Source organism: Pseudomonas sp. Marseille-P9899 (assembly GCF_903166565.1).
Classification (GTDB): Bacteria; Pseudomonadota; Gammaproteobacteria; order Pseudomonadales; family Pseudomonadaceae; genus Aquipseudomonas; species Aquipseudomonas huaxiensis.
Genome location: NZ_CAESCG010000002.1, coordinates 309,696 through 327,365, shown reverse-complemented (window position 1 = coordinate 327,365; position 17,670 = coordinate 309,696). Strand labels below are relative to the sequence as shown.

The 17,670-nt window shown below is 63.8% G+C and carries 13 protein-coding genes and 1 pseudogene; 10 read left to right on the top strand and 4 right to left on the bottom strand.

Translation table 11 applies throughout. The features are described 5' to 3' along the window. Positions 1-3: 3 nt before the first annotated feature. Together HWV67_RS10710 and HWV67_RS10705 are read right to left on the bottom strand one after the other, a co-directional pair. Positions 4-1,626: a methyl-accepting chemotaxis protein gene (locus HWV67_RS10710; RefSeq protein WP_175651211.1), complete on the bottom strand. Its 1,623-nt coding sequence runs from the start codon at positions 1,624-1,626 to the stop codon at positions 4-6. A 137-nt stretch (positions 1,627-1,763) separates the two neighbouring features. Continuing rightward, the gene (locus HWV67_RS10705) at positions 1,764-2,450 is read right to left on the bottom strand and encodes a tellurite resistance TerB family protein (protein WP_175651210.1); all 687 of its coding nucleotides are present in this window, start codon (positions 2,448-2,450) and stop codon (positions 1,764-1,766) included. Between the two features lie 355 nt (positions 2,451-2,805). Here HWV67_RS10705 and HWV67_RS10700 point away from each other — a divergent pair, with 355 nt between their 5' ends. After that, on the top strand, positions 2,806-3,567 hold the full coding sequence (locus HWV67_RS10700) for a DUF2092 domain-containing protein (protein ID WP_256680084.1): 762 nt from the start codon (positions 2,806-2,808) through the stop codon (positions 3,565-3,567). Positions 3,568-4,130: 563 nt separating this feature from the next. On the opposite strand, the gene HWV67_RS10695 is transcribed toward HWV67_RS10700, so the two are convergent. Beyond that, positions 4,131-4,913: an AraC family transcriptional regulator gene (locus HWV67_RS10695; RefSeq protein WP_175651209.1), complete on the bottom strand. Its 783-nt coding sequence runs from the start codon at positions 4,911-4,913 to the stop codon at positions 4,131-4,133. A gap of 486 nt (positions 4,914-5,399) precedes the next feature. Here HWV67_RS10695 and HWV67_RS10690 point away from each other — a divergent pair, with 486 nt between their 5' ends. The 6 genes and pseudogenes from HWV67_RS10690 to HWV67_RS10665 all read left to right on the top strand — a co-directional run bounded on the left by HWV67_RS10690 (position 5,400) and on the right by HWV67_RS10665 (position 12,990). Continuing rightward, entirely contained in the window at positions 5,400-7,028 is a 1,629-nt protein-coding gene (locus HWV67_RS10690; RefSeq protein WP_175651208.1) for an APC family permease, read from the top strand. 17 nt (positions 7,029-7,045) lie between these two features. Next, positions 7,046-8,059 (top strand): Ldh family oxidoreductase, encoded by a 1,014-nt coding sequence (locus tag HWV67_RS10685; RefSeq protein ID WP_175651207.1) that lies wholly within the window; start codon positions 7,046-7,048, stop codon positions 8,057-8,059. 33 nt (positions 8,060-8,092) lie between these two features. Next, positions 8,093-9,019 (top strand): 4-hydroxyproline epimerase, encoded by a 927-nt coding sequence (locus HWV67_RS10680; protein ID WP_175651206.1) that lies wholly within the window; start codon positions 8,093-8,095, stop codon positions 9,017-9,019. A gap of 94 nt (positions 9,020-9,113) precedes the next feature. Beyond that, on the top strand, positions 9,114-10,061 hold the full coding sequence (locus HWV67_RS10675; protein ID WP_175651205.1) for a dihydrodipicolinate synthase family protein: 948 nt from the start codon (positions 9,114-9,116) through the stop codon (positions 10,059-10,061). Between the two features lie 84 nt (positions 10,062-10,145). Beyond that, positions 10,146-11,723, top strand: coding sequence for an aldehyde dehydrogenase (NADP(+)) (locus tag HWV67_RS10670; RefSeq protein WP_175651204.1), 1,578 nt, complete (start codon positions 10,146-10,148; stop codon positions 11,721-11,723). A 3-nt stretch (positions 11,724-11,726) separates the two neighbouring features. Continuing rightward, positions 11,727-12,990: pseudogene (locus HWV67_RS10665) on the top strand (FAD-dependent oxidoreductase). Here the strand turns inward: HWV67_RS10665 and aphA are convergent. Then, positions 12,987-13,628: an acid phosphatase AphA gene (gene aphA, locus HWV67_RS10660; RefSeq protein ID WP_256680083.1), complete on the bottom strand. Its 642-nt coding sequence runs from the start codon at positions 13,626-13,628 to the stop codon at positions 12,987-12,989. The pseudogene HWV67_RS10665 and the gene aphA sit on opposite strands and share 4 nt — an antisense overlap. A gap of 413 nt (positions 13,629-14,041) precedes the next feature. Here aphA and HWV67_RS10655 point away from each other — a divergent pair, with 413 nt between their 5' ends. The 3 genes from HWV67_RS10655 (at position 14,042) to HWV67_RS10645 (ending at position 17,626) form a co-directional block, all read left to right on the top strand. Further along, entirely contained in the window at positions 14,042-14,449 is a 408-nt protein-coding gene (locus HWV67_RS10655) for an ExbD/TolR family protein (RefSeq protein WP_175651203.1), read from the top strand. Between the two features lie 3 nt (positions 14,450-14,452). Then, a complete protein-coding gene (locus tag HWV67_RS10650) occupies positions 14,453-15,208 on the top strand; it encodes an energy transducer TonB family protein (protein ID WP_175651202.1) in 756 nt (251 codons plus the stop codon). 117 nt (positions 15,209-15,325) lie between these two features. Next, positions 15,326-17,626: a TonB-dependent receptor gene (locus tag HWV67_RS10645; RefSeq protein ID WP_218585598.1), complete on the top strand. Its 2,301-nt coding sequence runs from the start codon at positions 15,326-15,328 to the stop codon at positions 17,624-17,626. Positions 17,627-17,670 lie beyond the last annotated feature (44 nt).

Genomic DNA, 17,670 nt, shown 5'->3' with positions numbered 1-17,670 from the left:
ACGTCAGACTTTGAACCGTGAAACGCCACCACGCAGGCCGACCGCCACCTGACTCAATTCGTCGATGGCGAAACTGGCCTGGCGCAGCGACTCGACGGTCTGGCTGCTGGCGTCGCTAAGCTGGGCCAGGGCGTGGTTGATCTGCTCGGCGCCGGTGGCCTGGGCCTGCATGCCTTCGTTGACCATCAGCACCCGCGGTGCCAGCGCCTGGACCTGGTGGATGATCTGGCTCAACTGCTCGCCTACCTGCTGCACCTCGAACATGCCGCGGCGCACTTCCTCGGAGAACTTGTCCATGCCCATCACCCCGGCGGAGACCGCCGACTGGATTTCCCGGACCATCTGTTCAATGTCGTAGGTGGCCACGGCGGTCTGGTCGGCCAGACGGCGCACTTCGGTAGCGACCACGGCGAAACCGCGACCGTATTCACCGGCCTTTTCCGCTTCGATGGCGGCGTTGAGCGAGAGCAGGTTGGTCTGGTCGGCGACCTTGACGATGGTCACCACTACCTGGTTGATGTTGCCGGCCTTCTCGTTGAGGGTCGCCAGCTTGTTGTTGACCAGATCGGCGGCGCCCATCACCTGGTGCATGGTTTCTTCCATGCGTGCCAGGCCCTGCTGGCCGGAACCGGCGAGTACCGAGGCCTGGTCGGCGGCGGAAGTCACTTCGGTCATGGTCCGCACCAGATCCCGCGAAGTCGCGGCAATTTCCCGCGAAGTCGCACCAATCTCGGTGGTGGTGGCGGCGGTTTCGGTGGCGGTGGCCTGTTGTTGCTTGGAGGTGGCGGCGATCTCGGTCACCGAGGTGGTGACCTGCACCGACGAGCGCTGGGCCTGGGACACCAGGCCGGTGAGTTCGCTGACCATCTCGTTGAAGCCGGTTTCCACGGCGCCAAACTCGTCCTTGCGGTCCAGGTTCATGCGCACGCTGAGGTCACCACCGCGCAGCACTTCGAGGGCGCGGACGATGCGCTGCATCGGCTCGGTGATGACGCGCATCAGCAGCAGGCCGCAGATGGCGGCGGCAATGACCGCCAGCAGTAGCGACACGATCATGCTGATCTTCGCAGCGGACACGGCGGCGACGATGTTGTCGGTGGCGTGATCGGCGGAGCGGCGATTCCAGTCGATCAACCCGTTGAGGTTCTTGCGACCGTCGGCCCAGGCCGGGGTCAGGTTCTCGATAAGCACACGTTGCGCTTCGGGATAATCCTTCTTGCCATAGGCCGCCAGCACCGTGCTCAGCGCTTGGTGGTAGGTGTCCACCTGCGCCTTGAACGCCTGGAAGTTGGCAACATCTTCGGGGTCGTTCATGGTTTGCTGGTAGTTGGCCATCTGCTGGCGCAGGCGTTCTTCGTAGCTCTTGTACAACGCAAGGTCAGCGTCGTTGAGTTCACGGTGATTGGACAGCCCCACCACTTGCTGGGTGAGCATATAGCTGTCGACCCACGCGCTGCGGATCATCGAGCTGTAGTAGACGCCGGGGATGCTGTCGGAGCGGACGGTTTCTTCGCTGCTTTCGATGGCCATCAACCGCGAATAGGCGGCAATGACCATCAGCGACATGATGGCGATGATCACGGCGAAGCTTGCCAGGATCCGTTGGCGCAATGTCCAGTTCTTCACAATCAGCCCTCGAGCGTTCTACGCGTCAGGAAAAATGGGCTGATTATAGCCCACGCCTTACGCCAGCATGGGACTGATCCTACAGGAGTGAATGGGCAAAACGGCCTCATTTGTGGCCATTTGCCCATTTCATTGACTCAGATCGTCCGAACCTGCTTCTCAAGCTCGACCTTAAGCGCCGGATCGAGGCCCAACTGGCGGGCCAGTTCGTCCAGGTAGGCACGTTCCATGAAGTGTTCTTCGTCCACCAGCATGACGCTGGCCAGGTACATCTCTGCGGCCATTTCCGGCGTGCCGGCGGCGCGGGCGACGTCGGCCGGGTCCAGCGGTTTGTTCAGTTCGGCGTGCAGCCAGTGCTGCAGATCGCGGTCGTTGCCGGAGAGTTTGACGAATTCGCCTTCGATCAACTCGCGTTCGCGCTCATCGACATGCCCGTCAGCCTTGGCCGCAGCCACCAGCGCCTTGAGGATCGCCTGGCTGTGCTGCTCGACCTGCGCGGCGGGCAGGCGGTCGAGGGTTTGCGGTTCGCCCTTGGGCGCGGCGGCCTGTTGCGCCTGCCAGTTGCCGTAGGCCTTGTAGGCCAGCACGCCGAGGGCGGCCAGGCCGCCGTAGGTCAGCGCCTTGCCACCGTATTTACGGGCCTTCTTGTTGCCGAGCAACAACCCCATCGCCCCCGCCGCCAACGCACCACCGCCGGCACCGGAGAGGAGACTGCCAAGGCCGCCGCTACCGTCCTTGTTCGCGCTGGAGGATGTGCCGGTCTGTTTTTGCAGCAAGTCCTGGCCGGACTTGAGCAGTTGATCGAGCAAACCACGGGTGTTCATTGCGAGCCTCCTGAGGCGAGGTTGTCTGACAGCACTCGCTGAAATTTCAGCGTAGTGATCGGAAAACCTGAATGGCCAATGTGGGAAAAACACTGACGGATAAGAGCCGAATCCTAACCGCGGGTTTCCGCGCCTCTGGGTGAAAATGTATTTCCGCTGATGACAATAGCGACGCCTTTGAATCGGTGGCGATCGTTGCTTTGTTTGGCCGCACCGCCCCGCCTATAGCGAATTCGCTTAACCACGCTTTTGTATTAAGTCCTTCGCCCAACTACTTTCAGAGATGCCCCGCACAGGCACGTCCCTGATGCCCGCAGCTTGTCGCGACAGCCCATCTGCCAAACGGAGTTCGTCGATGCGCTTACCGCTGTTGTTCGCCGCCACCTCCATGGCGCTGTCGCTGTCTTTGCTGCCACCGAACGTACACGGCGCAGAGGACCCGCAACGCGACCCGGCGGCCATCGCCGCACTGGTTGCCCTGGGCGATTACCTGCAAAGCCTTCAACGTTTCAGTCTGAGCACCCGCAGCGAGACCGACCAGCAACTCGACAGCGGCCAGACCATCGCCTTCCAGCACCACACCCAGGTGCTCGCGCAGCGTCCCGACAAGCTCTACGTCAATGTTGACCAGAACAGCGCCAGCCGGCAGTTCTTCTACAACGGCAGAACGTTCACCCTGTACGACCAGCGCCTGAACTACTTCACCCACGGCGACGCCCCCGCCAGCATCGACAAGCTGCTGGACCGGCTGGCCGATCGCTACGGTATCGAACTGCCGCTGGCCGACCTGTTTCGCTGGAACGCCAAGACCGCCGATGACGTCGGCATCAGCCAGGCCTACGTGATCGACAAAGAGAACATCGAAGGCCAGACCTGCACGCATTACGCCTACCGCCAGCCGGATATCGACTGGCAACTGTGGCTGCGCGAGGGCGCCGCGCCGCTGCCATGCCGGCTGGTCATCACCCGCCGCGACGACCCGGAGCGACCGCGGCATAGCGTCAACTTTGCCTGGGACCTCACCTCACCGATCAAGGCCGACGCTTTCACCTTCACGCCACCGGCCAAGGCGCTGGCGGTGCCACTGGTTGAACTGCGCAAGGGAGAACAGCCATGAGGCGCGGGCGTGGTGCACTGGTGCTCGGCACTGCCGTGATTCTGCTGCTGCCCGCCATGAGCGAGGCCTGGCAAATGCGGGGCGGCGGGGGTGGCCGCACGTTCGTGGTGCCGCATCAGGCGGGAGGCGGGTTTCAGCGGCCAGGGTTCGAGCCGGGGTACCGGCCGCAGCCTGTGCCTCGGCCGCAACCGGGGCCGGGGCCGGGGCCGGGGCCGGGGCCGCATCCGGCCCAGAACCGCATCCTGGGCCACATCCTGAGCCAGGCCCCGGACCTCATCCCATGCCTCCCGGACCGGGCCCAGGACCGATGCCGCCTCCGCCACCTCCACCGCCGCCCCCACCGGATGGCTGGTATCACCCTTGGGCGACCGCCGCCGTGATCGGGGCAACCACCGCGACCGCAATTGCGATCGGTAGCGAAGTGGCGTCGGTGCCGCCGGATTGTGTGTCGGTGGTGGCCAACGGGGTCGCGTACCAGCATTGCGGGAGCACGTGGTATCAGCCGCAGTATGTGGGTAACAGCGTCCGGTTCGTGGTGGTCAGGGCGCCTTGGTAACGGGGCGCTATACCAGAACGCCCCCCGTCGCCTGCCGATACTGCCTCGGCGTAAACCCGGTCAGCACCTTGAACTGCCGGGTAAACGCACTGTGATCGGTATAGCCGCAGCGCAACGCCACCTCGGTAATCGGCAACTCGGTATGTAAAAGCTGGTGCGCATGTTCCAGCCGCACTTTGTGGATCATCTGCCGCGGCGTCAGGTGGAACACCCGCTTGCAGTAGCGCTCCAGTTGCGCCACGGAAATCCCCGCCACGCGGGTCAACTCGCGCATGGTCACCGGCTGGTGAAAATTCGCCCGGATGTACTCGTCCACCGCCGCCAGCCGCTGATACGCAGGATGCGAATCGCTGGCCGACTGCAAGTCCACGGACACTCCGGCCAGGCCGATGATTTCACCGCGCCGGTTGTACAACGGGCGCTTGTGGGTCAAGCACCAGCCCGGTTCGCGCGAGCCATACAAGTGCAACTCCAGTTGATCTTCCAATACCCGACCTTCTTCCAGTACCCGGCGATCCTGTTCGGTATATCCGGGGCCCAGTTGCGCCGGAAAGACTTCGGCGCTGGTCTTGCCCAACAAGTGTCTCAACTGTTTGAAACCACAGCGCTTTACCAACGCCAGGTTGGCCAACAGATAACGCGCCTGAACATCCTTGATGAATATCGCCACATTGGGAATGGCATCGAACAACGGCAATAAGAACGCCATGCCGGACAACAGCTCTTCGATGGTTTCAGGACGGCACTCATCGTTGCCCTGACAGAGGATGGCAAACGCACTGGGGGTCATGGGGGCGGGCTCTCGTTTTTGACCGGCAGGTAGAAATCCACAAGCGGGCTCTGACCAGGCGGACACTTTGCCGCACCCTTGCCGGGCTGTCGAGCCTCGACAGACGCCAGAGCAGGCGTGGCCTGTAAGGCTTCAGAAATTTTCCGAAGAGTCATAGGGAAATTTCCTAACTATGCCGATTTCGTCATTACTCTTGAAGAAAACCATCAAGCGCCGGGGCGCCGATCAGTCCACTGTATTGGCATTGCCTGAGTCGTCGAAAACGTTGCGACGACGTACAGGCAACACCAATCGCCCGCGTCCTGAAATGCGCTGGCGAGCGTGCACCGGGTTAACGAAGAAGTGTGTCTTCGCTAGCGCAACGCAATGGTTTTTATAAGAACGCGGTTAAACAAAACCGTAAACACCGTATTGGGTGATCCCCGAAACAGTGCATTCAAAGTGACATCACTTCTGCCTACCAATAACCCACAAGAAGGCGACGCCATGTCAGGCAAAGGCAAGTTCAAAAAACAACTTTCATTGATAGACCTCACCTTTATCGGACTCGGTGCCATCTTCGGTTCCGGCTGGCTGTTCGCCGCCAGCCACGTGTCGGCCATCGCCGGTCCCGCCGGGATCTTTTCCTGGTTGCTGGGCGGTTTCGCCGTTCTGCTGCTGGGCATCGTCTACTGCGAACTGGGCGCCGCCCTGCCCCGCGCCGGTGGCGTGGTGCGTTACCCGGTCTATTCCCACGGCCCGCTGCTGGGCTACCTGATGGGTTTCATCACGCTGATCGCGTTTTCCAGCCTGGTGGCCATCGAGGTGGTTGCTGCGCGCCAGTACGCCGCAGCCTGGTTCCCGGAGCTGACCAAGGTCGGTTCCAGTGACCCGACAGTCCTCGGCTGGCTGGTGCAGTTCGGCCTGCTCTGCCTGTTCTTCGCCCTCAACTACTACAGCGTGAAGACCTTCGCCAAGTCCAACAACCTGATCAGCGTGTTCAAGTTCATCGTGCCGCTGCTGGTCATCGGCGTGCTGTTCACCTTCTTCAAACCGGAAAACTTCACCTCCCAGGGCTTCATGCCATTCGGGCTTTCCGGCGTGGAAATGGCGGTGTCCGCCGGCGGCATCATCTTCGCCTACCTGGGCCTGACCCCGATCATCTCGGTGGCCTCGGAAGTGAAGAACCCGCAACGCACCATCCCGATCGCATTGATCCTCTCGGTGCTGCTGTCCACCGCGATCTACGCCTTGCTGCAGATCGCCTTCCTCGGCGGCATTCCGACCGAAATGCTCGCCAACGGCTGGTCCGGCATCGCCAAGGAACTGGCCCTGCCCTACCGCGACATCGCCCTGGCGCTGGGCGTGGGCTGGCTGGCCTATCTGGTAGTCGCTGACGCGGTGATCTCGCCAAGCGGCTGCGGCAACATCTACATGAACGCCACCCCGCGCGTGGTTTACGGCTGGGCCAAGACCGGCACCTTCTTCAAGGTCTTCACCCGCATCGACGAAGAGTCCGGCATCCCGCGCCCGGCGCTGTGGCTGACCTTCGGCCTGTCGGTGTTCTGGACCCTGCCGTTCCCGTCCTGGGAAGCGCTGATCAACGTGGTGTCCGCCGCGCTGATCCTGAGCTACGCCGTCGCCCCGGTGTCGGTCGCCGCGCTGCGCCGAAATGCCCCTGACATGCCGCGTCCGTTCCGCGTTCGCCGCATGGGCCTGCTCGGTCCGCTGTCGTTCATCATCGCCGCGCTGATCGTCTACTGGTCCGGCTGGAAGACCGTGTCCTGGCTGCTCAGCCTGCAAATCCTGATGTTCGTGATCTACCTGATGTGCGGCCGCTTCGTTCCGACTCAGCACCTGAGCCTGGCCCAACAAGTGCGCTCGTCGGCCTGGCTGATCGGCTTCTACGCGGTGACCATCCTGCTCTCCTGGCTCGGCAGTTTCGGCGGCATGGGCGTCATTGCCCATCCGTTCGACACCCTGGTCGTGGCCGCCTGCGCACTCGGCATCTACTACTGGGGCGCAGCCACCGGCGTACCGGCGCACCTGGTGCAACTGGAGACCGACGAATCGGAAAGCGACGTCGAGCACAGCGCCCAGACCGCTCCGGTCGGCGCCCGCGCCCAACTGTCCTGAGCCAACGGAGACCTGCCATGAGCGAGCGCATCAACCTCAGCCTCGACCAGGTGTTCGACCTGGCTCACCGCGCCCTGACCCACAACGGCATGGCCGACGACCATGCCCGGGCGATCGCCGAGGTGATCACCCAGGGCCAGCGCGACGAATGCCACTCCCACGGCCTGTACCGGGTGCTGGTGTGCGTGCGTTCGCTGCGCTCGGGCAAGGTCGATCCGGCGGCGCAACCGACCGTGAATCAGCCGGCACCCGCCATCGTCAAGGTGGATGCGCACTTCGGTTACTCGCTGCTGGCCTTCCAGCACGGCTTGCCGCAGTTGGTTGAGGCGGCGCGCAAACAGGGCGTGGCGGCGCTGGTGATCCGCAACTGCTTCCACTTTTCGGCGCTGTGGCCGGAGGTGGAAGCCATCGCCGCCCACGGGCTGGTGGGCATGGCGATGACGCCGAGCCATGCCTGGGTAGCGCCGGAAGGCGGCAACCAGGGCGTGTTCGGCACCAACCCGCTGGCCTTCGCCTGGCCACGGGCGGGACAGGAACCGTTCGTCTTCGACTTCGCCACCAGCGCCATCGCCCGCGGCGATATCGAACTGCACGCCCGCCAGGAGAAAGCCATTCCACTGGGCTGGGGCCTGGACACCGAAGGCCAGCCGACCACCGACGCCCGCGCCGCGCTGGACGGCGCCATGCAGACCTTCGGCGGACACAAGGGCTCGGCCCTGGCGGCAATGATCGAATTGCTGGCGGGGGCGCTGATCGGCGACCTCACCAGCGCCGACTCCCTGGCCTTCGACGCCGGTGCCGGCGCCACACCGTGCCATGGCGAACTGCTGCTGGCGTTCGATCCGCAGCGCTTCGGCGGTGACGATTTCGAGCGCGGCCAGCAACGTGCCGAACAGTTGTTCAGCGCCATTACCGGCCAGGGCGCGCGCCTGCCCTCGCAACGGCGCTTTGCTGCGCGACAACGCTCGCAGGCCGAGGGCGTGTGGGTCGAGCGCAGCCTGCTGCAGGAAATCGAAGGCCTGTTGGCCTGACCTGACAACAACGCATTCTTGAGGGACTGACTGATGAAACAGATCCGCGTGATTGACTCCCACACCGAAGGCGAACCGACCCGCCTGGTGCTGGACGGCTTCCCGCAACCGGCCGGCGAGACCATGGCGCAGAAGCGCGATGCACTGCGCCAGCAGCACGACCAGTGGCGCCGCGCCTGCCTGCTCGAACCCCGTGGCAACGACGTCCTGGTGGGCGCGCTGTACACGCCACCGGTATCGGAAAACGCCACCTGCGGCGTGATCTTCTTCAACAACGCCGGCTACCTGGGCATGTGCGGCCACGGCACCATCGGCCTGGTCGCATCCCTGCACCACCTGGGCAAGATCGCCCCCGGCGAGCACAAGATCGACACCCCGGTCGGCCAGGTCAGCGCCACCCTGCATGACGACGGCGCGATCACCGTGGCCAACGTGCCGTCTTACCGCTACCGCAAGCAAGTGCCGGTGGACGTGCCGGGTTACGGCCGCGTCTTCGGCGATATCGCCTGGGGCGGCAACTGGTTCTTCCTGGTGTCCGAGCACGGCCAGGAACTGCACCTGAGCAACGTCGACCTGCTCACCGACTTCACCTGGAAGATGCTTCGCGCCCTGGAAGACCAGGGCATCCACGGCGAGGACGGCGCGCTGATCGACCATATCGAACTGTTCGCCGACGACGCCGAGGCCGACAGCCGCAACTTCGTCATGTGCCCGGGCAAAGCCTACGACCGCTCGCCCTGCGGCACCGGCACCAGCGCCAAGCTCGCGTGCCTGGCCGCCGACGGCAAGCTCGCTGCCGGCGAGCCCTGGGTGCAGGCGAGCATCACCGCCAGCCGCTTCGAAGGTCGCTATGAATGGGACGGCGAGCGCATCCGCCCGTTCATCACCGGCCGCGCCTACATGACCGCCGACGCCACCCTGCTTATCGACGAAAACGACCCCTTCGCCTGGGGCATCTGAGCCCCCTGCTGTAGGAGCGAGCTCGCTCGCGAAGGACCGCCAGGCGGTCCCGCCCCCTCTCCCGACTCAAACTGAACACAAAGGACCAAGACTCATGACCACCAACATCTTCACCGGCACCATCCCCGCCCTGATGACCCCTTGCACCCCGGACCGCAAACCGGACTTCGACGCGCTGGTGAAAAAAGGCCACGCACTGATCGAAGCCGGCATGAGCGCCGTGGTCTATTGCGGCTCCATGGGTGACTGGCCGCTGCTGACCGAAGCCGAGCGCCAGGAAGGCGTGGCGCGCCTGGTGGCCGCCGGCATTCCGACCATCGTCGGCACCGGCGCGGTCAATTCCCGCGAAGCCGTGTCCCACGCCGCTCACGCCGCCAAAGTCGGCGCCCACGGCCTGATGGTGATTCCACGTGTACTGTCCCGCGGCGCCTCGCCGGCTGCCCAGGAAGCGCACTTCGCGGCAATCCTGGAAGCCGCGCCAAAACTGCCGGCGGTGATCTACAACAGCCCTTACTACGGCTTCGCCACCCGCGCCGACCTGTTCTTCAAGCTGCGCCGCCAGTACCCGAACCTGATCGGCTTCAAGGAATTCGGTGGTGCCGCCGACATGCGCTACGCCGCTGAGCACATCACCTCGCAGGACAAGGACGTGATCCTGATGGCCGGCGTCGACACCCAGGTCGTGCACGGCTTCGTCAACTGCGGCGCCACCGGTGCCATCACCGGTATCGGCAACGCCCTGCCGCGTGAAGTGCTGTTGCTGGTCGACCTGAGCAAGAAAGCCGCCAAGGGTGACGCCGTCGCCCGCCGCCAGGCACTGGAACTGTCGGACGCCCTGCAAGTGCTGTCGTCCTTCGATGAAGGCTGCGACCTGGTGCTGTACTACAAGCACCTGATGGTGCTCAACGGCGACAGCGAATACAGCCTGCACTTCAACGAAACCGACGTGCTCAGCGACGCCCAGCGCAACTACGCCGAGACCCAGTACACGCTGTTCCGCCAGTGGTTCGCCACCTGGTCGGCGAGCAACAACATCGCCTGATTGCTCGCGGCGCCTTGTGCGCCGCTTGCGTTTTTTGCCGGCTGTGCGCAGCCGGCCACCCTCGAATTGATTTCAGGAGCCGTTATGACCCTGACAGGCAACATGCTCATCGGTCAGCACGCCGTAACCGGCAGCCGCGAAGCCATCCGCGCGATCGACCCGGCCACCAACCTGGTGCTCGAACCCGCTTATCCGGGCGGCACCACCGAGCACGTCGAACAAGCCTGCGCCCTGGCCTGGTCGGCGTTCGACCGCTACCGGGAAACCTCGCTGGAAGTTCGCGCGCAGTTTCTCGAACGCATCGCCAGCGAGATCGAAGCGCTGGGTGACGAACTGATCGACCGCGCCGTGGCCGAAAGCGGCCTGCCCCGCGCCCGGATCCAGGGCGAACGCGGACGCACCTGCGGGCAACTGCGCACCTTCGCCCGCACTGTTCGCGCCGGTGAATGGCTGGACGTGCGCGTCGACAAGGCGCAGCCGCAACGCCAACCGCTGCCCCGCGCCGACCTGCGTCAGCGTCAGGTAGCACTGGGCCCGGTGGCCGTGTTCGGCGCCAGCAACTTCCCGCTGGCCTTCTCCGTTGCCGGCGGCGACACCGCCTCGGCACTGGCGGCTGGCTGCCCAGTGATCGTCAAGGCCCACGGCGCCCATCCCGGCACCAGCGAACTGGTTGGCCAGGCGCTGGCCCGCGCAGTGAAACACTGCGAACTGCCGCCCGGGGTGTTCTCGCTGCTGTACGGTTCCGGCCGTGAAGTGGGCATCGCGCTGGTCTGCGATCCGCGCATCAAGGCCGTGGGTTTCACCGGTTCGCGCAGCGGCGGCATCGCCCTGTGCCAGGCAGCCGCAGCACGCGCCGAGCCGATTCCGGTGTACGCGGAAATGAGCTCGATCAACCCGGTGTTCCTCTTCCCTTCCGCCCTGCAGGCCCGTGCCGAAGCGCTGGCGCAAGGCTTCGTCGCCTCGCTGAACCAGGGCGCCGGGCAGTTCTGCACCAACCCCGGCCTGGTGATCGCGCGCCAGGGTGCCGACCTCGACCGCTTTATCGCCACCGCCGCCCAGCACATCTGGCAGAGCCCGGCGCAGACCATGCTCACCCCGGGCATCTTCAGCGCTTACCGCAACGGCATCGAGGCACTGGCGGGCAACGCCAACGCCGACACCGCTGCCGCCGGCCTCGTCGCTGAAGGTCCGAACCAGTGCCAGACGCACCTGTTCGTCACCCAGGCGCGGGATTTCCTCGTCGATCCGAGCCTGCAAGCCGAAGTGTTCGGCTCCGCCTCGCTGGTGGTGACCTGTGCCGATGACGAGCAAGTTCGCCAAGTGGCCGAACACCTGGAAGGCCAATTGACCGCGACCCTGCACCTGGACGAAGCCGACCTGGACGACGCCCGCGCCCTGCTGCCGACGCTTGAACGCAAGGCCGGACGCCTGCTGGTCAACGGCTGGCCGACCGGCGTGGAAGTCTGTGATGCGATGGTCCATGGCGGCCCGTTCCCGGCCACCTCGGATACGCGGAGCACCTCGGTGGGGACGGCGGCGATCCTGCGGTTCCTGCGGCCGGTGTGCTACCAGGACTTCCCCGACAATCTGCTGCCTGCTGCGCTGCAACACGGCAATCCGCTGCACTTGCGGCGCCTGCTCGACGGCCAGAGAGAGGCCTGATCGATGGCCACGACCTTCACCCCCAACGTGGATATCGCCGTGATCGGCGCCGGCATCGTCGGCGTCGCCTGCGCCCTGCAACTGGCCCGCCAGGGCCAGCGGGTGTTGCTGGTGGACCGTCAGGCGCCGGGCATGGGCGCCTCGTTCGGCAACGCCGGGCACCTGGCGACCGAGCAGGTGTTTCCCATCGCCGACCTGTCGATCCTCAAGCGCCTGCCGGCCATGCTCATGGACCCCATGGGCCCGCTGCGCCTGGACTGGAAATACCTGCCGCGGGCGTTGCCGTGGTTCACCCGCCTGCTGCTGAATCTGCGCCCGGTGCCGTTTCGCCGCAGCGTGGCCGGCATCCGCGCCCTTAACGAAGGCAGCCTGGCGGCCTGGCGGCGTCTGCTGGAGTCCATTGGCCGCACCGAAATGCTCAAGCAGGACGGTTCGCTGCTGGTCTTCGAGCGCCCGGAATCACGCGCGGCCATCGACGCCCTGCAAGCGCGCATGCGCCAGCAGAATGTCGAGGTGGCGTTGTGGCAGGCCGACGCGGTGCGCGCTGCCGCGCCGCAACTGAGCGAGCATCTGTTGGGCGGTCTGTTCTTCCCGGCGACCGGGCACTTCCTCGATCCGCATCAGGCGGTGGAAGCACTGTTCGACGCCGCCACGGCTGCGGGCGTGCAGTTCGTTCAGCGCGACGTACAGGGCGGGCAACTCAAGGCCGACGGCATCGTGTTGCGCACCGAACAGGGCGAACTGCTGGTGCCGCGGGTGCTGATCGCCTGCGGCGCTCATTCGGCTCACCTGACCGAAGCGCTGACCGGCACGCGGGTGCCGCTGGATACCGAACGCGGCTATCACCTGATGCTGCCCCACGAGCACGACCGGCTGCCGTTCGCCGTCACCTCGCTGGAGCGCAAGTTCATCATGACGCCCATGACCGGCGGCCTGCGCCTGGCCGGCACGGTCGAATTCGCCGGCCTGGGGCGCCCGGCCAACATGGCCAGGGCGGCAGTTGCAGCGGCTGAGCCAGGGCCTGTTCAAGCGCGAACTGAATGCCGAAGCGGCGACGCCGTGGATGGGCTTTCGGCCTTCGCTGCCGGATTCGTTGCCGGTGATTGACCGGGTGTGTGACGGCCGTGTGCTGCTGGCTTTCGGTCATCAACACCTGGGGCTGACCCAGGCGGCGGTGACGGCGGAGATGGTCGCAGCATTGGCGGGCTCGGCGACGCCCGCCACTGCGTTGCCGAACGTCAATGCCTATCGGCTCGCGCGTTTCTAGTGAGTCGAGTCCACCAGCACTTCTTCGCCCAACGCCCCGTTGGCGGGTAGCGGCTGATTGGTCGAGTTGGCGGCGCGCATCACCCTGATCGCACGCGCGCCGACGGCCTGGGCGGAACTGATGTCGCTGTCGGAGTCACCGTAGTAGAGGTGCACACCACGGTCCTGGAGAAAGCGCGCCTTCTCCGGGCCGGAGGTGAACACCACCGGTTGCATGTCCCTGATGGCGAAGGCCTGCTTGAGGATCGTGGTGACCTGCTCACCCTCGGTCTGCGGTCGCGCGGTGACGAAAAACAGCGTGTCGCCGCGACGCTGATGCAGGTCGATCAGGGCACGGGCCACCTCCTTGGGAATCGAATAGCGGTCACAGCCCGCGTTGGTTTCCGTCCAGAACGCCATGTTCTTCAGGTAGTCGTTGCTGCCCGGCGAATACTTCTGCTGGCCCTCATAGAAACAGGGGCTGGAGAACAACACGGTGTCGTCGATATCGAACCCTACCGCCATCGGCGCCGTGTCGCCGAGGCTGCTGGTGAGTTGCTGCAGGGTAATCCAGTGCACACCCGCAGGGCGCGACGGGTCGGAACATCCTGTCAGGGTCAGCGCCAGCAATACGGCCAGCATCCGTTGAAAAGTAAGCACACAAACCTCTCGTTTCGAAGATGGGGACCTTGTCACTCGCAGGTGCCACACCCGTGGTGCCCGACAAGGGGCCTACCTGAATAACTGACAGTCATGTCAATTTCGTTTCGATACGCAAGGTTTTGTCACCGACTGAGACCCGCACCCCACTACCGGTTCCGGAATGTTCAACAATCAGTCTGTTTAGCCCTTTACCGCCCGCCAAACACCCTTCAAACGCACTGTTTTTCCGGGATTGATATCTTTTTGCCACGCGCACAACCCACTTAATCAAACTGTAACTTCCTCCTTCTAGGGTGTTCCTGACATCAGTGACAGCTTTGAAAGGTTTCGCACCGAGGGCTCTCACAACACAGTCGAAGTAGCCGCGCCGTTATCAGCCGGCTGACGAACAAACGTGGAGAGCCAAGGCAATGCGCAGTTGGGAAGAACCGAAAAAGAAACGCTTGCATATCGAAATCATCCCGATGATCGACGTGATGATGTTCCTGCTGGTGTTTTTCGTGCTGATCAGCCTGAACGTGATTCCGGCCCTGGGCATCAAGACCCAGTTGCCCGGAGCCGCCCACGCCCAGCAGTTGAAACCGCAGAACAAGGCGGTGATCACCCTCGGCCTGAATGACCGTTTGCAACTCGACGGCCAGGACCTCGGTGAAGACGCACTGGTCGCGCAATTGAAGAGCCTGGAGAACACCAGCGAGAAACTGGTGATCATCCTCAACAGCGACCGAGACGTTGAAGTCGGTCGGCTCGTGGCCGTGATGGACCTGCTCAAGAGCAACGGTTTTTCGTCTGTCTCCATCGCCACGCGAAAGCTGTAAGCCATGTCGGTCCTGTTCAAATCGCGAAAAGTCATCGCGTGCCTGCCGGCCATCTGCCTGTTGGTAATCGCTGTCCAGAGCGCCCTCAAGGCGGAGTTGAAGATCACCCCGAAGTACGACGAAACCACGGTGGAGGTGGCACTGATCGATCCGACGGACCTGCAGCCGGAACCGGCGCCTCCACCACCGCCGCCAGAGCCGGAACCAGTGCCCGAGCCACTGCCCGAGCCAGACACGGAGCCGGTGGTCGAGCTGCCGGAACCGCCGCCCAAGCCCAAGCCAAAACCGCCTGAGCCCAAGCCGCAGCCGCCCAAGCTAAAACCCGGTGGCCAAGCCGGCCCCCCCCCAGCCCGCCCGCCAGCGGCGGTGGCCCCGGCAGTGGCGAGCAAACCGGCAGCGCCCGCGACACCTGCGCCGCCACCACCGCCGGCGCCGCCCAAGGTCAACATCGCGGCCCTGGAAAACAGCTACATCGCCGCGCTGCACGCGGAGTTGGAAAAGTACAAGCAATACCCGCGAGGCCGCGAGGCATCGCTGCAACGCCCGGAGGGCAGTGTCGTGATCTGGCTGCTGATCGACCGGGGAGGAAAGGTGCTCGATTCGGGCATCGAGAAGAAAGCCGTGAGCATGCTGCTGAACAAGGCAGCGCAAACCAGCTTGCGCCGTATCGAGCAAGTAAGGCCCTTTCCCGAGGCAGTGTTCGAGGGCAGGGATAAGTACCGTTTCATCGCGACGCTTGTTTACAACATAGAAAACTAGGTTCCCCGGAAAGAGCCCAGCCGACGATCGCTCAGATCGCCGGGCGGGCCTCTGCACGCGCGAAATCTGGCACCTGTCTTCACACACGATCAATCACTAACAAGGGAGGGAAGCTTGGTGAAACTCAATCGGCTGTTCGTCATGATGTTGACCGTTGGTTGCGGCGGTTGGACCGCTTCGACACTGGCGGAAGACTCCGTCGATATCGGTAGCGTCAACGTTACCGGTCAAACCGTGGGTAACGGTTTGATGGTGCAGGAGGAAGCGGCCAAGGCGCGCTCCACGGTCACCAAGGAAGCCCTGGACAAGATGAGTCCGACAAGCAACGGTATCGACAAGCTGAAATACACGCCCGGCATCAACGTCTCCAGCGACGACAGCACCGGCCTGAGCGGTTTCAACTTCACCATGCGCGGCATGAAATCCGACCAGATCGGCATGACCATGGACGGCGTGCCGATCAACGACTCGGGCAGCTTCGAGGTGTACCCGAACCTGCTGGGCGACCCGGAAAACCTCCAGGAAGTCTTCGTGACCCAGGGCTCCTCCGAACTGGATGCGCCGCATATCGGTTCCAGCGGCGGCAACATCGGCCTGGTGTCGATGGCCCCGAGCAAAGACGCCGGGGTGTTCTTCAAGCAGACCGTTGGCAGCAACAATCTGTCCAAGACCTTCGTTCGCCTGAACACCGGTGAATACAACGGCCTGAGCAACTACATTTCCGCGTCGAAAACCAACAGCGACAAATGGAAAGGCAAAGGCGACCTGGACGCCGAGAAGTTCGAACTCAACAGCCTGTTCAAGTTCGGTGAAGGCAACTCGATCCAGGGCATCATCAAGTACCACAAGCAGGAAAACTACAACTACGTTTCCCCGAGCCTGGCGCAGTACAAGTCGGACCACGACTACGATTTCCCCAACGTACCGACCTACAACCCGACCACCGGCAAGCTCACCACCGCCAGCTACGAGACCAGCCGCAACCCGTACGAAAACGTCACGGCATCGGTCACCAGCCGCTGGCAGTTGCGCGATGACCTGCAACTGACCGTCGCGCCTTACTACTACTGGGCCAACGGCGGCAGCTACCGTGCTTTCGGTTCGCCAGCCACCCTCAACCGGGCCACCAACAGCTCTGGCAACTATGACCTGAGCAACCTCAAGAGCACCGCCCAGTACAACGCCGACGGCGACCCGGTCAGCGGCCGTTACTACCGCCCGTCCTGGACCGAAACCTGGCGTCCGGGCGTCAACACCAAGCTGAGCTGGGCGTTCAACGACGAACACAACATCGACTTCGGCTACTGGTACGAACGCGCCCGCCAGCGCCAGACCCAGCCGTTCATCTACCTCGAGGCCGATGGCAGCCCGACCGACATCTGGGGCAACTACGAGAGTTCCAACCAGGTCAGGGACGCCAACGGCAAGGTTGTACAGGGCCGCAACTACTTCACCATCACCCCGGTGCACAAACTGTTCGTCCAGGACACCTGGACCGCTACCCCCGACCTGACCCTGACCATGGGCCTGGCCTACGAGCACTCCACCCGTGACGGCGACCTGAAGGCCAGCCTCTACGACACGCCTGAAAAGCGCGACAAGACCTACCACGAGTTCCTCCCGAGCTTCAGCGCGCGCTACCAGATCGACGAGGACAATCAGGCGTTCTACAACGTCACCCGCAATATGCGCACACCGCCCAACTACGTGCTCTACAACGCCGGGGACTCGATCAGCCTCAAACCCGAGCTGAGCTGGAACCAGGAGCTGGGCTGGCGCTACGCCACCGACGACATGGCGTTGTCGGCCACGCTGTTCTACCTCAAGTTCAAGGACCGCCAGGTCTCGAGCCGCGACGAGGTTACCGGCGACTACCTGATGCTCAACGTCGGCAAGGTCGAGAACAGGGGTGTCGAACTGGAGTTCAGCGGCCTGCTGCCGCACAACTTCAACTACTACGCCTCCTACACCTACACCGAGGCCGAGCAGCAGAACGACACCCTGTACTACGGCGTGTACGTGCCGACCAAGGGCAAGCAGATCGCCGGCGTGCCGAAGAACATGTTCAACCTGAGCCTGGGCTACGACGACGGTCGCTTCTACGGCAACGTCATCGGCAAGTTCGTCGACAACCAGTTCGGCGACCTGACCAACGACCAGAGCATCCCGCACTACACCACCGTTGACATGAACGTCGGCTACCGCCTGCCGGTGAACAAGAAGTTCGTCAAGGACGCCACCGTGCGCCTGTCGCTGAACAACGTGTTCAACCGCGAGTACCTCTCCGGCGTGCAGACCACCACCTTCAACTCGGTGCGCTACAACGGCAGCGGCTCGGCCTTCGCCGGCGCCCAGACGCCTTACTACACCATCGGCGAAGAGCAGACGGTCGCGCTCTCCGTGGAAGCCAACTTCTAACCCTGTCTTCTAACCCAGAGCCAGGACCGGCCTGCGAGCCGGTC